Annotated in this window: 13 protein-coding genes; 8 read left to right on the top strand and 5 right to left on the bottom strand. The window is 72.2% G+C overall.

The genetic code is table 11. The features are described from left to right. Nucleotides 1–19 precede the first annotated feature (19 nt). The gene (locus JAO81_RS11725; RefSeq protein WP_233415237.1) at nt 20–1,651 is read right to left on the bottom strand and encodes a DUF1116 domain-containing protein; all 1,632 of its coding nucleotides are present in this window, start codon (nt 1,649–1,651) and stop codon (nt 20–22) included. Then, complete coding sequence (fdrA, locus tag JAO81_RS11720) at nt 1,648–3,222, bottom strand: acyl-CoA synthetase FdrA (RefSeq protein ID WP_233415236.1); 1,575 nt, start codon at nt 3,220–3,222, stop codon at nt 1,648–1,650. Before fdrA ends, JAO81_RS11725 begins: the two co-directional genes overlap by 4 nt. Before the next feature lie 176 nt (nt 3,223–3,398). Here fdrA and JAO81_RS11715 point away from each other — a divergent pair, with 176 nt between their 5' ends. Beyond that, nucleotides 3,399–4,778, top strand: a complete 1,380-nt coding sequence (locus JAO81_RS11715) for a cytosine permease (RefSeq protein WP_199547736.1) — start codon at nt 3,399–3,401, stop codon at nt 4,776–4,778. Here JAO81_RS11715 and JAO81_RS11710 read toward each other — a convergent pair. After that, nucleotides 4,759–6,318 (bottom strand): PucR family transcriptional regulator, encoded by a 1,560-nt coding sequence (locus JAO81_RS11710; protein WP_307813307.1) that lies wholly within the window; start codon nt 6,316–6,318, stop codon nt 4,759–4,761. The two genes, JAO81_RS11715 and JAO81_RS11710, sit on opposite strands and share 20 nt — an antisense overlap. Before the next feature lie 225 nt (nt 6,319–6,543). Here JAO81_RS11710 and JAO81_RS11705 point away from each other — a divergent pair, with 225 nt between their 5' ends. The 4 genes from JAO81_RS11705 (at nt 6,544) to JAO81_RS11690 (ending at nt 10,744) form a co-directional block, all read left to right on the top strand. Beyond that, nucleotides 6,544–7,581 (top strand): carbamate kinase, encoded by a 1,038-nt coding sequence (locus JAO81_RS11705; protein ID WP_199547734.1) that lies wholly within the window; start codon nt 6,544–6,546, stop codon nt 7,579–7,581. Between the two features lie 74 nt (nt 7,582–7,655). Continuing rightward, nucleotides 7,656–8,813 carry an acetamidase/formamidase family protein gene (locus JAO81_RS11700; RefSeq protein WP_199547733.1) on the top strand — a complete coding sequence of 386 codons (1,158 nt, stop codon included), beginning with the start codon at nt 7,656–7,658 and terminating at the stop codon, nt 8,811–8,813. Nucleotides 8,814–8,848: 35 nt separating this feature from the next. Then, nucleotides 8,849–10,117 carry an amidohydrolase family protein gene (locus tag JAO81_RS11695; protein WP_199547732.1) on the top strand — a complete coding sequence of 423 codons (1,269 nt, stop codon included), beginning with the start codon at nt 8,849–8,851 and terminating at the stop codon, nt 10,115–10,117. Between the two features lie 3 nt (nt 10,118–10,120). Next, on the top strand, nt 10,121–10,744 hold the full coding sequence (locus JAO81_RS11690) for a DUF1097 domain-containing protein (protein ID WP_233415235.1): 624 nt from the start codon (nt 10,121–10,123) through the stop codon (nt 10,742–10,744). 21 nt (nt 10,745–10,765) lie between these two features. Here JAO81_RS11690 and JAO81_RS11685 read toward each other — a convergent pair whose 3' ends face one another. Continuing rightward, on the bottom strand, nt 10,766–11,173 hold the full coding sequence (locus tag JAO81_RS11685) for a RidA family protein (protein WP_199547796.1): 408 nt from the start codon (nt 11,171–11,173) through the stop codon (nt 10,766–10,768). Nucleotides 11,174–11,263: 90 nt separating this feature from the next. Here JAO81_RS11685 and JAO81_RS11680 point away from each other — a divergent pair, with 90 nt between their 5' ends. The 3 genes from JAO81_RS11680 to JAO81_RS11670 all read left to right on the top strand — a co-directional run bounded on the left by JAO81_RS11680 (nt 11,264) and on the right by JAO81_RS11670 (nt 13,746). Beyond that, nucleotides 11,264–11,881, top strand: a complete 618-nt coding sequence (locus tag JAO81_RS11680; RefSeq protein WP_199547731.1) for a TetR/AcrR family transcriptional regulator — start codon at nt 11,264–11,266, stop codon at nt 11,879–11,881. A 99-nt stretch (nt 11,882–11,980) separates the two neighbouring features. Further along, a complete protein-coding gene (locus JAO81_RS11675; protein WP_199547730.1) occupies nt 11,981–12,826 on the top strand; it encodes a patatin-like phospholipase family protein in 846 nt (281 codons plus the stop codon). Nucleotides 12,827–12,906: 80 nt separating this feature from the next. Beyond that, the gene (locus tag JAO81_RS11670) at nt 12,907–13,746 is read left to right on the top strand and encodes a spermidine synthase (protein WP_199547729.1); all 840 of its coding nucleotides are present in this window, start codon (nt 12,907–12,909) and stop codon (nt 13,744–13,746) included. Here JAO81_RS11670 and JAO81_RS11665 read toward each other — a convergent pair. Further along, nucleotides 13,708–15,138 carry an MFS transporter gene (locus JAO81_RS11665; protein ID WP_199547728.1) on the bottom strand — a complete coding sequence of 477 codons (1,431 nt, stop codon included), beginning with the start codon at nt 15,136–15,138 and terminating at the stop codon, nt 13,708–13,710. The two genes, JAO81_RS11670 and JAO81_RS11665, sit on opposite strands and share 39 nt — an antisense overlap. Between the last annotated feature and the right edge of the window lie 58 nt (nt 15,139–15,196).

The raw sequence follows: 15,196 nt of genomic DNA, 5'->3' as shown, positions 1-15,196 counted from the left end.
AGGAGGAGTCATTCGGGGCTCACGGCGAGACGGCCAGGGGTGCGGCGTCGAAGGCAGGCACCCGTATCGCCTCCAGCGCCTTGCGGAAGCACTCGAGCGGCGCGTGGGTGAGGCCCGCGCCGATCTGCCCGATGCCCGGCTCGCGGTGGGAGATCCCGGTCGTCACGACCGGCACGATCCCTGTGTCCAGGACCGCCCGTACATCGATGCCGACCGGCGCGCCCACACCCCCGAGAGCCGGGAGGCGGTAGGCCTCGTGGCGGGCGAGGGAGATACGGGCCATCTCGCGGCTGGTGCGCAGCGCCTCCTCGACCGTGCCGCCCACGAACCCGGTGATCGCGGGCGCCGCGGCTAGCGAGAAGCCGCCGAGCCCGTACGTCTCCGTGATCGCGCTGTCGCCGATGTCGGGGTTGGCGTCCTCGGGCCCGTACCCGGCGAAGTACAGGCCGCGGACCTGGGTGGCGGGCGCGGTGAACCATGTGTCGCCGAGGCCGCTGACCCGGATCCCGACCTCGACCCCGTTGCGGGCGAACGCGGTCACCAAGGTGGAGTGCGGCACCCCGTGCGCGGCGGAGGTCGCCAGTTTCGCCGCGGCCATCGAGAAGTTGAGGAACCAGTAGTGGTTGTCGGACAGGAAGCGCAGGACCTCCCGGGCGTGAGCCGAACCGGAGAGGTCGGCGGCGAGTTCCCGCAGGAGCAGGGCGGAGGCGGCCGTGTTGCGGCTGTGGCACTCGTCGCCCATCTGCAGGGCCTGCGCCGTGATCGCCCGCAGATCGACGCCTTCGCCGCGCGCGTGCAGCGCCGCGCTCAAGGCGGGTGCGAGGACCGACCCCATCCAGCGCAGCCGCTCCATCACGTCCTCGCCCAGCGCTCCGTAGCGCAGACAACGGCCCGCTCCCTCATTGAGGTTGGAGTAGGCGCGGCGGCCGGTGGCCCGGTCCTCGACCTCGATCAGCGGCATGGAGGGCGAGATGATGCCGCCCATCGGGCCGACCGCTTCATGGTGATGGCACGGCGCGAACTCCAGCGCGCCGCTGTCCGCGAGGCGTTCGGCCGCTTCGGGGGAGTCCGCCCAGCCTTCGAGCAGCGCCGCGCCGATCACGCCCGCGCGCATCGGGCCGCACATGTCCGGCCAGGCGAGGGGCGGGCCCGCGTGCAGAAGGAGCCGGCGGCCGGAGTCGTCGAGCGCGGGGATCGCCTCGCGGGCGGGCAGCACCCGGGTCCATACGGGTCGCACGGCGAGCAGGCGTGCGACGGCCTCCTGGTTGGCGGCCTCGACAGCGGAGTGACCGGTGAGTTCGGCGAGCCGCCAGGCCAACTCCGGTTCACCGGACGCAGGCGGCCGCCAGTCGAGCGCGGTGACCTCCGCGCCCGCGCCGCGCGGCACCTCCGCGAAGTCCGGGACGCCGACTGAGGCGATACGGACCGGTGCCGCACCGAGCAAGGGGGCGGCGCGGCCCGGGGTCTCACCAAGCAGGGGCGTCGTACAGCCCGGGTTCTCGCCGGGCGTCCCCTTCATGCGCCCCGGGGCCTCACCGGGCATGCCCTTCATGCGCCCCGGGTTCTCACCGGGCATGCCCTGCATACGGCCCGGCGTCTCACCGGACATCGCCGTCATCCGCTCCGGGGTGTCGCCGGCCGATGCCGTCATACGGTGCCTCCTGCCGTGGTCAGTTCCTGGGCACGCTCATGCCCGGGCGAAGTCACCATCGCCGCGGCCCACTCGATGGCATCGGTGCTGGTCGGTGCGAGCAGCGCCCCGGCCGCGCGCAGCCGGGCCTCCTGAGCCGCCCGGTCCTGCGGGTCGGCGTCCGTGCCGACCACGAACGCCACCACCGGTGGCCGTTCCCCCGACGGCGCCCGCTCCAGTTCTGCCGCGAGCGCCGCGGCGGGGTCGGCTCCCGCGCCATGGCCGAGCACGACGTCGAGCACGACGACGGCGGTACGGGGATCGTCCAGGGCGACCCGCAGATGCCGGGCCCGCACGGTCGGGTCGATCATGGGGTGCGGGCGGCCCGCGGTGTACGCGTCGTCGCCGAGGTCGAGGATCAAGTCCCGGTCGGGGAGCAGGATTTCGCCCCCGGCCGGACCCGTTTCCGTCGCCGCGTCGGGGAGGAGCTGCCGGGCCTCGTACGCGAACGTGCCTCCCGCGTAGAGAGCGCGCAGCAAATGACCGCGCGGTACGGGCAGTCGGGGCCGCTCGGCGCCACGGGGTGCCTTGCCGCCGAACGCCTCGACCGCCGCGTACGCCGCATCCCGCAGCGTGCCCGCCACCGTGACGCGTCCGCCGGCCGAAGACCGGGTGCCTTCGCCGGCGAAGGACCCGCTGCCGTCGAGGAAGCAGGCCACGACCGGTTTACCCGCACGCGCGGCCCGTGCGAGCACCCGCTCGGCGACCTCCGGGGCGGGCGGCTTGGAGACGAGGACGATCAGCTCGCAGCCGGGGTCGGCGTCGAGGAGCTCCAGGGCGTCCAGGGTGGTGATGCCGCCGACGTCGGCGCTCAGATCGCGGCCGCCGGTGCCGATCATCTGCCGGACGCCCTCTCCGTTGGCGTCCAGAAGGCAGGAGACCTGCTGAAGTCCCGTACCGGAGGCGCCGATCAGGCCGGTGCGGCCGGGGCGCAGGACGTTGGCGAAGCCGAGCGGTATCCCGTCGATGACCGCCGTGCCGCAGTCGGGACCCATGGCGAGGAGCCCGGCGCGGTGGGCCTCCTGCTTGACGCGGATCTCCTGGTCGAGCGGCACGTTGTCGCTGAAGACGAAGGCATGCATACCGCGGCGCAGCGCCTTGAGCGCTTCGGCGGCGGCGTACGGGCCGGGCGTGGAGATCAGGGCGAGGGCCGTGGCGGGATCGGCCTCGGTCAGGGCGCGGACCCTGGCCGTCGGTGTCTCGGATGCGACGGGGGAGTCGGACTGTTCCAGCAGGCCGTCCACGGCGTCGAGCGCGTGGGCGAGCGCCTCGTCGTCGCCTCGTACCGCCACGATCAGGTCATTGGGCCTGGCCTCGGCGGCCTCGGCGGTGAGCAGGTGCGCGTCGGCCAGGAGGCGCAGATTCGCCTCGGTGGCCATGACCAGGCTCGCTGCTGTCACGCCCGGCAGGTCGGCGAGCCGGCGGGCGGCTCTCATCAGGGCTACAGAGTCGGCATAGGTGTCGCGGCGCAGGGAGTTGACGGTGCGCACCGTGCCGTCGTCGGGGGCAGTGTCGTCCGTGGCTTGCTCCATGACCCGACCGTACGGTCCGCCCCCGGGGTGTCCGCTTCGGCGTGAAGTGCCAGCAGCGCGGCCACGATCACTGGCACCGCCTGACAGTGTCGCGGGCGCCACGGGCGGCGAGCATTCCGGGACACCCGCATCCGTGCTCCCGTCCCCGCTGCCGAGCAACGAAGAGGTGCCCCCGGATGGACAGCCCCCGAACGGACCGCACACCCACGACGCGAGCCCAACGGGCCGCCGAAGCCACCGAAGACTTCGCCTCCGACCGGCTGCCGCCGGACGAACGCCGTTCCACCCTGTCGATCACCCTGGTCAGGATGGGATTCACGGTGTCGGCGACCGATCTCCTGTACGGGATGTCGCTCGGGCTCTTCTTCCCGTTCTGGACCGGTGTCCTGATCGCCGTCGGCTCGTCCCTCGTCGTCAGCGTGGTGTCGATCCTGTGCGGACTGATCGGCCAGCGCGAACGCATCACCACCGCACTCGGCCTCCAGGCCGCCTTCGGACGCGGCGGCAGCAGGCTGCCGTCCCTGGTGATCGCCCTCCTTTCGGCCGGCTTCGTCGGCTACAGCACCGGCATCACGGCCGGTGTGCTGCCGGGCGGCAAGGACCCATGGCTGGGCCTCGTCTACTGCGTGGTGCTCAGCGCGATGTACACCGCCCTGTCCATCGTCGGCTTCGGCAAGGGGCTCACCTGGGTCGGCCGGATCAGCGTGCCCCTGATGCTGGTCACCGTCGTGATCGCGGTGATCGCCGCGATCGACCACGCGGGCGGGATCGGCGAGATCGTGGGCGCCGAGCCGGCGCGCGCGGGGGAGGCCACGGCGCTCGCCCTGTTCGCGCTCGGGGTGAACAAGTGGATGACCGGTGCCACGGTCACCCCGGACATCACCCGTTTCGGCAAGTCCAGGTCGACCGTCTACACCACCACCGTCGCCGAGTTCATGGTCGGCAACTTCGGCTTCAACATGCTCGGCATCCTGCTCGGACTCGGCGTCCGCGAGGCCGATATGGGCGAGGCCTTCGGCATCGTGGGCGTCGGCGCGCTCGCCACCTTCGCGATCTTCGTCCAGGGCTTCCCGCATGAGGTCAACAACATGTACGCGGCATCGCTCGCCGGACGGACAGCCATCGATCTGCCCCGTATCGCCGTCAACGTGATCGCCGGCGTACTGGCCTGCGGACTCGCGTACTACGGACTGAGCGCGGGCATCCTGGACGCCTTCCTGACCTACCTCGGCTATCTCGGCTACGCCATCCCGCTCATCCCCGGCATCCTCGTCGCCGACTACTTCCTGCTGCGGCGCGGCCGCTACGACCTGTCCGCAGCGGCCGTGGCCGCGGTCAACTGGCGGGCCGTGTCCGCGTACTTCGCCGGGCTCGGCATCAATCTGATCCTCGGTTTCGGCTTCGACGACAAGCTGTGGCACACGCTGCCGCTGACCGGGGCGATCCTCTACCTGCTGTTCTCGCTGCCGCAGTGGCGTGCGGCGCGCCGGGCGTGGGCCGCCGCCGAGCCGGCCGGGCCGTCGCCGCAGGCACCGCTCAGTGAAGGCGTGCGCTGAGCAACCGGTGGGCGTGCAGCGCCAGTTCGGTCTGCAGCCGGCGCATCGGATCCTTGTCCGGTGCGCCGGTGAGCTTCTCGATCTGCTTGAGGCGGTAGCGCAGCGTGTTGTAGTGGACGTGCAGCTCCTCGGCGGCGTCCACGCCGTTGCGGTCGCGCTGCAGATAGACGCTCAGGCTGTGCACCAGGCTGCTGTCGTGCCGGGCGTCGTGCTCGATCAGCGGGCCGAGCGCCTCGGTCACCAGGGAGCGCAGCTCGGCATCCGGCAGCTGGTTGAGCAGCCGGTACACCCCGCACTCCTCGTACAGGCGCGTGAACGAGCCGGCCGTTCCCTCGAGTTCACGTCCGAGGGCGAGCGCGGAGAGCGCTTCGCCGTGGCTGAGATGCAGTTCCACGAAGTCGGCGCGCACCGTCCCCGCGCCCACGGCGACCGTGTGCGCGGGACAGGCGGCGGTGACCGCGCGGTGCAGCGCCGAGCAGGTGCGCCGCAGTGAGGGTCCTGGCTCGGCGAGCACCGTCATTCCGCCCGGCGTCCCCCACGCGGGGGTCCCCGCGCCGAGCGCGGTACGGGCGGCGGAGAGCAGCCGTTCCTCGGTGACCGGTGCGGTCCGTGCGCCCGGCGCCGCGGTGACCTCGACGACCGCGGTGGCGCGTGCGCGCCCCAGGCCCCAGCGGAGCGCGGCGGCGCGCCGGGCCGCCTCGGCGCGGTCGCCGGGCGGGTTCGAGACCAGCGCGGTCAGGAGCAGCGTGCGGTAGCGGCGCTCGCGCTCGGCCAGCGCCCGCTCCTGCACCAGGAGCATCGTGGCGAGGCTGGCCACATGCTCGACCGCCAGGGCGAGTTCGGTGTCCGTCGTACGGCGGCCCTCACCCCACAGCGCCACCTCACCGAGCGCCCGCCCGCCCACGGTGATCGGCCGGGTGACACTCGGCTCCACGCCGTCGGGGACCGTACTCGCGGCGTTCAGGACGGTGCCGTCGACGGCACGCAAGGCGGCGGGACAGCCGGTCTCATGGGCGAGCAGCACGATGAGTTCGTGCTGGGAGCCGCCGTTCAGGACCGCCTGCGAAAGGCGTTCGCGCAGCGCCTGGGAGCGTTCCAGGCTGAGGGCCTGGCGGTTGAGCACGGTTCCGATGACCTCGGAGAGGATGTCGTTCAGCATCACCTCGCCGGGCAACTCCACGATGGGGAAGCCGAGTTCGTCGGCCGCCCGCAGCATGGCGGCGGGGAGTACCGGCAGATACGGGCCGACCTTGACGCCGAGTGCGGCGAGCCCGCGCCGGTCCATCTCCGGGACGAGCGCGGCAAGGGCCCGTTCGTCGTCACGTACCGCATAGGCCGTGGTGAGCAGGAACTCGCCACCGCGCATCCAGCGGACGATGTCCGGCACTTCCATGATGTTGGCGACCCGGATCGGATGCGGCGCCCCGGCATGCCCCGCGACCAGGCGGGCGCCCGCCAGGGCGGGCAGCTCCAGCGCCTGCGCCACGGTCAGGGCAGCGGCGGGGGCGGGGGGTCTGGCGAGCACTGGGGATCCGGCCACGTTGGCCACTATGAGCGCGAGTTCATGGACTGTAAACGCTGCGGACAGAAGACTGTATACGATTCTTCCGGTTCGGCCCTCGACCGGAATCGGCCGTGGGCGCGCACGATCGCGCGCCTGCGGGTGCGCGCCGCGGCCACACTGTCAGCAGACGTCAACAGGCCCCGCCCGCTACTGGCATGGGATGCCCATGACCCCCGGCGCAGGCATTTCTATCGTCCTGGCATGCCCGAAGAACCCGCGGTCCGTACACCTGTACCGCCGCTTCCGCGGCACTCCGCCCGGCCCACCACCGTGCTCGCGATCGGCGGCAACGCGCTGCTGCGCGGCGGCCGGCGGGCCACCATCGACGAACAGTTCGACGCCGCACGGCAGTTGGCCGCCCCCGTGGCCGCCCTGGTGCGGGCCGGCGCCCAAGTGGTTGTGACGCACGGCAACGGTCCGCAGGTCGGTTTCATCAAGCGCCGCTCCGACCTGGTGGCCGAGATCGCCCCCGAACTCCCGCTGCTCGACCTGGACATGTGCGTGGCCGACTCCCAGGGGAGCATCGGCTACATCCTCGCCCGCGGCCTCTCCGGCACCCTGCCCGCCGGCATCCGCCCGGTCGCCGTACTGACCCACACGGTCGTCGACGCGGCCGACCCGGCCTTCACCCGTCCCACCAAGCCGATCGGTACGCACTACACGCGGGCCGAGGCCGAACGGCTCGCCGGCCTGCACGGCTGGTCCATCGGTGAGGACGCGGGCCGCGGCTGGCGTCGTCTCGTACCGTCCCCCGCGCCGCGCCTGGTCGTGGAACAGGACGCGATCGCCGCGCTGCTGGCCGCCGGGCAGGTGGTGATCGCCTGCGGAGGCGGCGGCATCCCGGTGGTGGCAGCACCCGACGGATCACTCCGCGGCGTCGAGGCCGTCATCGACAAGGACGCCACCTCGGCGCTGCTCGCCGGGGCGCTCGGCGCACAGGAACTCATCATCACGACCGGCGTCGAACGGATCGCCCTCGATTACGGCACGCCCCGTCAGCGCTTCGTGGACCGCCTCGACGTCCCTGAGGCCGAACGGCACCTCGCGGACGGCCAGTTCCCCGAGGGCAGCATGGGTCCGAAGGTCCGTGCCGCCCTCGACTTCCTCGCGGGCGGCGGCAGCAGCGTCCTCATCACCTCACCGGCCGAGCTCGGCGAGGCACTCGCAGGCCGCACCGGCACCCGGATCGTGTCCGCTGCCGCCCGAGTTGACCGCAACGCGGCGGCAGCGGAGCCGTAACACGACGGAAGCCCGAGTCCCGCCCCACGAGTCACTTCCCGCGAGTCCTTCCCCCCGGACGCAGAGGACCCCTGATGCCGCTCAGCACCACCACCGTGACCTCGACACCCCTCGGCACCGCCGCACCCCGCATCCCCGCCGACCTCCCGGTCGACGGTGCGCATCATCTCCGTACGACAGCCAAGACGGCGCGCTGGGGCGAACTCCCGCACGCCGGCAGCGCACCCGTCCTCACCGTGGCCGACGGTGAGACCCTCACCGTCGACCTCGTCTCGCACGAAGGGATCCTCCCCGACCAAGGGCGCGATCCGGTCGCGTTCTTCGGCGAGTTCGGCGTACGGGCCCACGAAGTCCTCGCCGACGCCCGCGCGATCGCCGAGTCCGAGCTGGGGCGTGACGGGGGAGCGCTGCCCGGCCCGCACATCGTCACCGGCCCGGTCGCGGTGCGCGGCGCCGCACCGGGCGACCTGCTGCGGGTGGAAACCCTCTCGCTGCACCGCCGCGCCCACTACGGCATCGTCGCCAACCGCCACACCCGAGGCGCCCTGCCCGGGGAACTCCCCGACGACAGTGCCGAATTGACCGGACCCGCCCTGCTGCGCGGCCCGACCGGCACCATCAACGCCTTCTGTACGGTGGACGACTCCGAGCACGGCGTCCTGCGCTGCACCGACACCCTCAGCGCCCGCTTCCCGCTCGGCCCCTTCGTCGGGATCATGGGCGTCGCGAGCGGCACCGAGGGCACCCCGCTCAGCTCCGTCCCACCCGGCGTCCACGGCGGCAACCTGGACGTCAAACACCTGACGTGCGGATCGTCCTTGTACCTTCCCGTACAAGCCGAGGGCGCCGGCTTCTACGCGGGCGATCCGCACTTCGCCCAGGGCAACGGCGAGGTGGCCCTCACGGCGTTCGAGGCGCCGCTGCGAGCCACCTTCCGGCTCTCGCTGATACGGGGAGATGCGGCCCGCCGTGTCCAGGGTCTGGCCGGAGAACCGTTCGCCGAGACCGCCACGCACTGGATCGCGATCGGGCTCGACGCCGATCTCGACGAGGCGATGAGCCACTGCGTACGCGCCGCACTCGCCTTCCTGACCGCCACCACCGGCATGGACCGGCAGACCGCGTACGCCTATCTGAGCGCCGCCGCGGACTTCGAGGTTTCGCAGGTGGTCGACCAGGTCAAAGGCGTGCACTGCCTGATCCGCAAGGCCGACTTCCCCGGCGAGCTGTGAGCACGCCGGAACCTCCCGCAGCCAAGGAGAGACCCGTGACGGACCTGCTGCTCCGCGACGTGCGCGTCGAGAACGCAACGGACCCGACCGATGTACGGATCGGAGCCGGCCGGATCGCGGAGACCGGCCCCGGCCTCACCGCGCCCGAAGGCACCGAGGTGCTCGACGGCGAGGGCCGGGTGCTGCTCCCCGGCCTGGTCGAGACCCATCTGCACCCGGACAAGGCGCTGCTCGACGCCATCCGCCCCAACCCGACCGGCACCCTCGACGGAGCGATCCGTGTCACGGGCGAGCTGAAGCGGCAGTTCACCCACGACGGCGTACGCGCACGGGCCGAACAGGTCCTCGCCATGTGCGTACGCAACGGAACCACGACCGTACGCGCCCACCCGGACGTGGACCCGATCGCCGGCCTGACGGGCCTGGAGGTGATGCTCGAACTGCGCGCCGCCTGGGCCGACTTGGTGAGCATCCAGATCGTCGCCTTCCCGCAGGAGGGCATCTTCAAGGCCCCCGGCACCCACACCCTGCTGCGCAAGTCCCTGGACGCCGGAGCGGATGTGGTCGGCGGCTGCACGTACGCGGAGAAGGACTTGGCGGACTGCAAACGCCACGTCGAACTCGTCCTGGACCTCGCCGTCGACTACGGCGTGCCCGCCGATCTGCACTGCGATTTCTCCGACGACGCCTCCGATCCGCGCTTCGCCCTCGCCGGCTTCATCGCCGAACAGACGGCGGCCCGCGGCCTCGGCGGCCGCGTGGCCCTCGGCCATGTGACCTCGCTCGGCGCGCTGCCGCCCGCCGAACGCCGCGCCGTCGCCGCCGACCTCGCCCAAGCCGGGGTGGCGGTCGTCCCGCTGCCCGCCACCGACCTGTTCCTCGGCGGCAGGGGCGACGAGCAGGCAGTACGCAGGGCCATCACACCGGTCCGCGACCTCTGGGACGCCGGCGTCCTCATGGCCTGCTCCAACAACAACATCCGCAATGCCTTCACCCCGTACGGCACCGGCGACCTGCTCGACACGGCGCTGCTGCTCGCCCGCCTCGCGCACCTTTCCGGACCCGCCGACCTGCACCGCGTCCTGCGGCTCGTCACGCACGACGCGGCCCGCGTCGCCGGCCTCACCGACTACGGCGTCCACGTGGGCGCGCGAGCCGATCTGGTGCTCCTCGACACCCGCGACTACGACGCGGTGCTGCTCGAACGTCCCGTACGCACCGCAGTGATCAAGGCGGGCCGGATCGTGGCCCGCTCCACCTTCAGCTCGGAACTCACCGTCCCCCTGCGCGCCTTGGAGGCCTGAGACATGACCGATACGAAAGCGGGTGCCTTGACCACCGCTCCCGCCCCGGTGCTGCGCGAACGCATACCCCACGAGATCGTGGCCTCCGTGCTCGCCGCGACCACCGCGTTCATCGGCGGCAACGCCCTGCATCTGCCCCCGTGGGCGATCTTCATCGCCTGGGCGGGCACCTTCCTGCTGGGCGGCCCGAACCTCGCCAACGCCAAGCGCCTTTGGTGCGCCATGCCGATGGGCTCCACGTTCGCGCTGATCATCGTGCTTCTGGAGACCAACGCGGGCACCGCCTTCGGCGAGAGCCAGCTGGCCCGCAACTTCTTCGCCGCGCTGTGCATCCTCGTCGTCAACACGACCCTGATGTACACCGGCCGCCTGCCGCTGTTCTCCCTGATCCCCGGCATGTTCTTCGGCTTCGCTTCCTACTTCGCCACCTTCTTCGGCGGCTTCGGCTACGACGCGGGCAACGCCTGGTCGGCCTGGGTCTGCGTGATCGCGATGAACGCGCTCGGCCCGGTCTTCGCCTGGCTCTCGGTACGGCTCGCGTTCCCCGTGCCGGTAGGGCCGGTGGAGCCGGTCGCCTCGGTCGTCCCGGCGTCCAAGCCGCCGGCACCGCGCGGCGAATCCGTCTAAGGGCTGGGGGCCGAGGTGCGGCTACTCGAGGACCGCGGTGGCTTCGACCTCGACCAGAAGGTCCGGTTCCCCGAGCGCCGCGACGCCGAGGAGGGTGATCGGCTTGACCGGATCGACGCCGAGCTTCTCGGCCGCCCGGCTCACGCCCTCGCCGAGCAGCGGCATCTTCTCGGGGCTCCAGTCCACGACGTAGACGGTCAGCTTCGCCACGTCGTCGAAGGAGCCGCCGACCCCGGCCAGCGCGGTGGCGATATTGAGGAAGCACTGCCCGCCCGGGGCGGCGAGGCCCCCGCCCCCGACGGGCCTGCCGACGGCGTCGCGGGCGACCTGCCCGGCCAGGAACACCAGCTTCGATCCGGTGGCGACCGACAGCTGCCGGTAGACCTCGGGCTTCGGCAGTCCCTCGGGGTTGATCAGCGTCACGGACATGAACGGCCTCTTCCTGTGGGAGTCGGTCAGCTTCCTGCGGGCGTCGTTCAGCACCCATGAAAACATAGCGATGCTATGTAATGTGGAGTCATGGCGAGGACGAAGGATCCAGCGGTCCGCTCCCTGCTGCTCGACCGGGCCGCACACATGCTGAGCGCGAGCCAGCCGGTCACCCTCCGCACCCTCGTCGCCGGGACCGGGGTGTCGACCATGGCCGTCTACACGTACTTCGGCGGTATGGACGGCCTGTGGCAGGCCTTGCGGCAAGAAGGCTTCACACGCCTGGCCGCCCGGCTCGCAGGCGTCAAGATGTCGGCGGACCCGGTGCGCGACCTCGCCGCGCTGGGCGCCGCCTACCTGGCCAACGCCCTGGAGAACCCCGATCTCTACCGCGTCATGTTCGACCCGGGCTTCGGCCTCGAGGACGCCGGCGCCGCCGACGAAACCCTCGACCGCCTCGTCCGCGCCATCGACCGGGCCAAGACGCACGGTCGTTTCCGTGCTGAGGTCGAACCCCTGGAACTGGCCACACAGAGCTGGACGATCGGCCACGGACTCGCCTCACTCGTCGCCACGGGCCCCCTGCCGCACCAGGCAGTCACGCACGGAGTGCCCCTGCTGACCGCACTGTTCACCGGTGCGGGAGACGAACCCGCCCGCTGCCGCCGCTCGGTCGAGCGCGGCTGGGGACGGCCGCTTCCCGCCTGAGGCGAACAACAGACCCTGGTGCCATCCCGGTGCCCGCTCTGCATACTCCTCGGTAGGCAGAACGGGCAGCGCAGTCGGCGATACGGAGATGGGGCATCCATGAGCGACACGGCACTCGTACTGGGCGGCGGCGGGCTCACCGGCATCGGCTGGGAGATCGGCATCCTGCACGGACTCGCCCGCGCCGGCGTCGATCCGACCGGAGCCGACCTCGTCGTGGGGACGTCGGCGGGCTCCGTCGTCGGAGCGCAGCTGACCTCCGGTGTGCTGTCGCTCGACGAGCTGTACGAGCGCCAACTCGTCGACCCCAAGGGCGAGATCCCGGCCACCATGGGCCCCGCGATGATCGCCCGGTACGCCTGGGGAGTCGTGCGCTCCCGTGATGCCAAGGCGTACGGTATCCGGATGGGCAAGATGGCCTCCGCCATCCGCACCGCGCCCGCGGAGGACCGGCGCGAGGTGATCGCCCAGCGGCTGCTCTCGCACGACTGGCCCGCCGACCGCCGTCTCGTGGTCACCGCGGTGGACACCACGACCGGTGAACTCGCGCCCTTCGACCGGGACAGCGGGGTCGGCCTGGTCGACGCGGTGTCCGCGAGCTGTGCCGTGCCCGGGGTGTGGCCGCCCATCACCATCGACGGACGGCGCTATATCGACGGCGGTGTGCACTCCTCCGCCAACGCCGCCCTGGCCGCCGGCTATGCCAAGGTCCTGATCGTCGCGCCGATCGCGATGGGCGGCGGCCCGCTGCCCACGCCCCGCGCGCAGGCGGCGAAGCTCACCGCCGCCGGCTCGAAGGTCGTGCTGATCACCCCGACCCGCGAGGCCCGCCGCATCTTCGGCCGCAACGTCCTCGACCCCGCCCGCCGCGCACCGGCCGCCCGCTCGGGACTGGCCCAGGCGGCGGCACACGTGGACGAGGTCAGGAGGCTGTGGCAGAGCTGAGAGACGGAGCCCGTACCCCGACGGTCGGCGGACCCGGACGCCGGGCCCCGGCGCAGGTCCCCGACCGGCACAATGGAGCGGTGGACGAGCCGATACCCGTGATGCGCACCGTGGACCACGGTGTCGCCAAGCTGATGCCCGATGTGGACCGGCCACGGGCCTGGCTCCTGACCGTCGACGGCGCGCCCCAGTCGTATGTCGATCTCGATGATCCGACGCATCTGGAGTTCGAGTACGCGCGCCGTCTCGCCCACGCCATCGACTCCCTCGACGGCGGACCGGTCGACGCCGTCCACCTCGGCGGCGGTGCGCTGACGCTGCCCCGCTATCTCGCGGCGACCCGCCCCGGCTCGCGCCAGCACGTCGTCGAAGCCGACCAAGGGCTGCTCGCGCTGATCGCCGAGCAGCTGCCGGTGGCCGAGGACACGGGGATACGGATGTACGGCGCCGATGCCCGCGGGTGGCTGGAATCCGCGGCGGACACCTGCGCGGATCTGCTCGTGGCCGATGTGTTCGGCGGCTCCCGGGTGCCCGCGCATCTGACGACCATCGGCTATGCCCGCGAGGCCGAGCGTGTGCTGCGCCCCGGCGGCGTCTACCTCGCGAACCTCGCGGACGGGGCGCCCTTCACGTTCCTGCGGTCCCAACTGGCCACGTTCCAGACGGTGTTCGGGCACCTGGCGCTGATCGCCGAGCCCGGTGTCCTGCGCGGCCGCCGCTTCGGCAACGCGGTCCTCGTCGCCGCCCACCATGAACTGGACACCGCCGGGCTGGCCCGCCGCACCGCCGCCGACGCCTTCCCCGCGCGGGTCGTGCAGGGCCAGGCGCTGGTCCGCTTCATCGACGGCGCGAAGCCGGTCCAGGAGGCCGACGCGGTGGCGTCACCCGAACCGCCCGGCGGCACGTTCAGCATCGGCTGACTCCGGGGACGCCGGTGCGGGCCCCTCGGTATCGGCTCGTTCCGGGGACGCCGGTGCGGGCGCCTCGGCACCGGCTGACTCCAGGCCGGCCGACGCGGGTCCCTCCTCATTCGCCGGCGCCAGGCTCGCCGGCGCGGAACCCTGCGCGACGACCGTCCCCGTGCGCCGCGTCAGATTCCGTACGTCGGGGACGAAGAGCACCGCCGCCGTCACCACCACGACGAGCACTGCGCACCCCCACAGCGCGGGAGTCCGCCCGAAAGCCGATTCCGCGGGGCCGGCCAGAGCGGTGGCCAGCGGCACCATCGAGATGGAACCGAACCAGTCGTAGGCGGCCACCCGGGAGAACTTCTCCTCGGGGATCTCCTGGTGCAGGGCCGTCATCCACGAGACGCCGAACACCTCGATCGCGACCCCGCTCACGAACATCACCGCCGCGAGCCCCGCCACCGGCAGCGGCACCGCGAGCGCCGCCGAGGGCAGCGCGAGCGGGAAGACACAGAGCGATCCGGCGAACAGCAGCCGCCGCGGTTTCCAGCGCATCATCAGCACCGCACCGCCCACCGTGCCGGCGCCGAACGCCGCAAGCGCCAGGCCCCAAGGGCCGGGACCGCCCAGCTCGTCGCGGGCGACCAGCGGTCCGTACACCGCCTCCGCGGCGCCGACCACCGCGACCACCACGGAGAACTGGGCGACGATCGTCCACAGCCAGGTCCGCCCGATGAACTCCTCCCAGCCCTCCCGCAGATCGGCCAGCATGCCGCCGCCCTCGCCGCGGTCCGCGACAGGGCCGACATCGAGGAACGCCCGCAGCGCACCCGCCACCGCGAACGCCGCCGCGTCCACCGCGAGCACCCAGCCGGGACCCATGGCGGCGATCATCGCGCCCCCGAGCGCCGCGCCGCCGATCGCGGCGCCGTGCATCGCCATACGGAACATCGCGAAGGCCCGGCTGGCCTGTTCGCCCTTGACGCTGGACAGGAGCATGCCCTCGGCGGCCGGGTTGAAGAAGGCCTGTCCGGTGCCGCCGAGGGCGGTGAGCAGCATCATCTGCCACAACTGCGGTTCGCCCGCGAGCACGAGGGCCGCGAAGGCGGCCTGCGAGACACAGTTGAGCGCGTTGGCCGCGACCATCACCCGGTGCCGCGGCAGCCGGTCCGCGACCGCGCCGCCTATCAGCAGGAACAGCACGAGCGGCAGGGTGCGCGCCATGGCGACGAGGCCGACGTCACCGCCGTCGCCGCCGTTGTCGAGCACGGCGAACGCCGCGGCGATCAGCGCGCCGTGGCTGCCCAGGTTGGTGACGACCGCGGACGCGGTCAGCAGCGAATAGTTGCGCCCGGCCCAGGAAGGCAGAGAGAAGCGGGCGGACGGGGCCGGGGTGTGATTCACCCCGGAACTATCCCTGTCCGCCCGCTCGGTGGCCAAATGCTTTTCCGCACGCCGGGGC

Origin of the sequence: Streptomyces sp. N35 (assembly GCF_016464295.1) — a bacterium.
Taxonomy (GTDB): domain Bacteria; phylum Actinomycetota; class Actinomycetes; order Streptomycetales; family Streptomycetaceae; genus Streptomyces.
The sequence above is the reverse complement of the archived record's forward strand: the minus strand, read 5'-3'. Positions and strand labels throughout refer to the sequence as shown.

What these genes read in the sequence shown, in the direction of transcription:
- JAO81_RS11725 (WP_233415237.1), bottom strand. Translation starts at nt 1,651, where the DNA reads ATGACGGCATCGGCCGGCGACACCCCGGAGCGGATGACGGCGATGTCC.
- fdrA (WP_233415236.1), bottom strand. Translation starts at nt 3,222, where the DNA reads ATGGAGCAAGCCACGGACGACACTGCCCCCGACGACGGCACGGTGCGC.
- JAO81_RS11715 (WP_199547736.1), top strand. Translation starts at nt 3,399, where the DNA reads ATGGACAGCCCCCGAACGGACCGCACACCCACGACGCGAGCCCAACGG.
- JAO81_RS11705 (WP_199547734.1), top strand. Translation starts at nt 6,544, where the DNA reads ATGCCCGAAGAACCCGCGGTCCGTACACCTGTACCGCCGCTTCCGCGG.
- JAO81_RS11700 (WP_199547733.1), top strand. Translation starts at nt 7,656, where the DNA reads ATGCCGCTCAGCACCACCACCGTGACCTCGACACCCCTCGGCACCGCC.
- JAO81_RS11690 (WP_233415235.1), top strand. Translation starts at nt 10,121, where the DNA reads ATGACCGATACGAAAGCGGGTGCCTTGACCACCGCTCCCGCCCCGGTG.
- JAO81_RS11685 (WP_199547796.1), bottom strand. Translation starts at nt 11,173, where the DNA reads ATGTCCGTGACGCTGATCAACCCCGAGGGACTGCCGAAGCCCGAGGTC.
- JAO81_RS11680 (WP_199547731.1), top strand. Translation starts at nt 11,264, where the DNA reads ATGGCGAGGACGAAGGATCCAGCGGTCCGCTCCCTGCTGCTCGACCGG.
- JAO81_RS11675 (WP_199547730.1), top strand. Translation starts at nt 11,981, where the DNA reads ATGAGCGACACGGCACTCGTACTGGGCGGCGGCGGGCTCACCGGCATC.